At 49.9% G+C, this 1,739-nt stretch carries 2 protein-coding genes; both read left to right on the forward strand.

Annotated elements, in window-relative coordinates; genetic code table 11:
- The first annotated feature begins 85 nt into the window (after positions 1 to 85).
- A complete protein-coding gene (fliD, locus tag BZG83_RS16405) occupies positions 86 to 1,444 on the forward strand; it encodes a flagellar filament capping protein FliD (RefSeq protein WP_077482145.1) in 1,359 nt (452 codons plus the stop codon).
- Positions 1,445 to 1,455: 11 nt separating this feature from the next.
- The coding region (locus tag BZG83_RS16410; RefSeq protein WP_131825119.1) for a hypothetical protein at positions 1,456 to 1,739 on the forward strand (284 nt) is incomplete at its 3' end.

Consider the following 1,739-nt stretch of genomic DNA (forward strand, 5'->3'; position numbering starts at 1 on the left):
GGAAATGCTAGAGCTGGCCAAGCAATTGTCGCAACATGCGCGAGGGCTGGTGGCAGAAAAGGTATAACGAGGTGAGAGAATCGTCATGGGTGTAAACGCAGCAGGCATGGGTAGCGGTATCGATATCAATGCCATGGTCACTAAGATCGTGGATGCTGAGCGTGCACCCAAACAAGAGCGGATCGTCAAACGCATGAATGATGTCGAAACTGACATCAGTGCGTTTGGCCGCTTAAAAGAATCTCTCGATAAACTCAAAAGTCAAATGTATGACTTTCGTCGCAACGAGTCTTATGCGGCAAGGACTGCCTCAGTCAGTAATTCTGACGCTTTAAGTGCATCAGCGAGTCCTGATGCGATTCCCGGAAAATACCAAATTAACGTTCAGCAGCTAGCGAGCACGCACAAGCTCGTTTCTGCTGGCATGGATGCAGATGCGCCATTAGGTTCTGGTAAGCTCACCATTACCATGGGCAACCGGACAAGCATCATTGATATCCCACAAGGTAAAAATAGTTTAACCGACGTTGTCCGTGCGATTAACAGCGATCCAACCAACCCCGGTGTGCAAGCGTCACTGATCCAAGATAACAGTGGGGCAAGATTGGTTCTCAACGGCACTAAGACGGGGGCGGGCAATCAGATTGCAGTGAACGTTGATGCTCAAATGGGGAGCGCCCTGCATCAACTGGGGTTTAAAGTCGGTCAAGCTGGCAATGGCTTGACGCAAATGCAAGCTGCGCAAGATGCGCAGATTATGATTGATGGTATTGCATCTGTCTCCAGTGAAACCAACACCTTTACCAATGCGATTGACGGGGTGTCAATTGACATTAGTCAAGCTGGGGCGTCACCCGTTACCTTGTCTGTTGAGCACGATCGTGAGTCGGTACGCTCCACGCTGGAAAGCTTTGTTGATAACTACAATGCCTTTTTCCGTGTGGCGCAAGCCGTGGGCAAATACGATCCCGAGACGCAGCAAGGGGGCCCTTTAGTCGGAGAAAGTGTAATCCGTACGGCCACAAGTCGCTTACGGAACTTGTTTTCATCGCCCATTGAACAAGCACCAGAAGGGATGAAAACACTCAGCGAGCTGGGTGTAACGACCACGATGGATGGCCGGTTAGAAATTGATAGCAAGGTGTTAGATAGACAGCTTCGTCAAAATTTTAACGCTTTAGAAGGTTTCTTTGGTGGAAACAAAGGGTTTGCTCGCCAGCTGGAAGAGGTCGTGAATGGCTTTACCGGTGCCGGTGGCGCCATCAGTAACCGCGAGAATACCTTGTCTGATCAGAAGCTGCGTTTACGTGATGAGCAGCAGGAGCTGGATAGACGGATGGAAAACCTTGAGGCGCGGACCATGAAACGCTTCTCCGCCATGGAAGAAGCGACAGCGCAAATGCGCTCACAGCTTCAAGCAATGCAAAACATCATGCCAGCATGATGACGAGTGAAATGAGACACTGGCTTCAGCAATTAGAATCGATTGATGAGGCGATTGCGCATTCACTAGCCGAACGTGATGCTGATCCCGAAAAACTGGCTCAGCAATTGCATGATAGAAAGGCATTACTCGACCAGATTGCAGCGTCTTCGGAGCAGCCTGATGGTCAAGCATGGGCAAAGGCATTATCAAGAACTGAACAGTTGGTTCAAGCACTCGATAATGAAAGAGCTGATGCCGCCAAGACGTTGTTGCAGCAGCGCAAGGGTAAGCAATCTGTGCAGCTGTATAAGAA

This window comes from Salinivibrio sp. PR919, from assembly GCF_001995355.1.
Classification (GTDB): Bacteria; Pseudomonadota; Gammaproteobacteria; order Enterobacterales; family Vibrionaceae; genus Salinivibrio; species Salinivibrio proteolyticus.

What these genes read in the sequence shown, in the direction of transcription:
- fliD (WP_077482145.1), top strand. Translation starts at nt 86, where the DNA reads ATGGGTGTAAACGCAGCAGGCATGGGTAGCGGTATCGATATCAATGCC.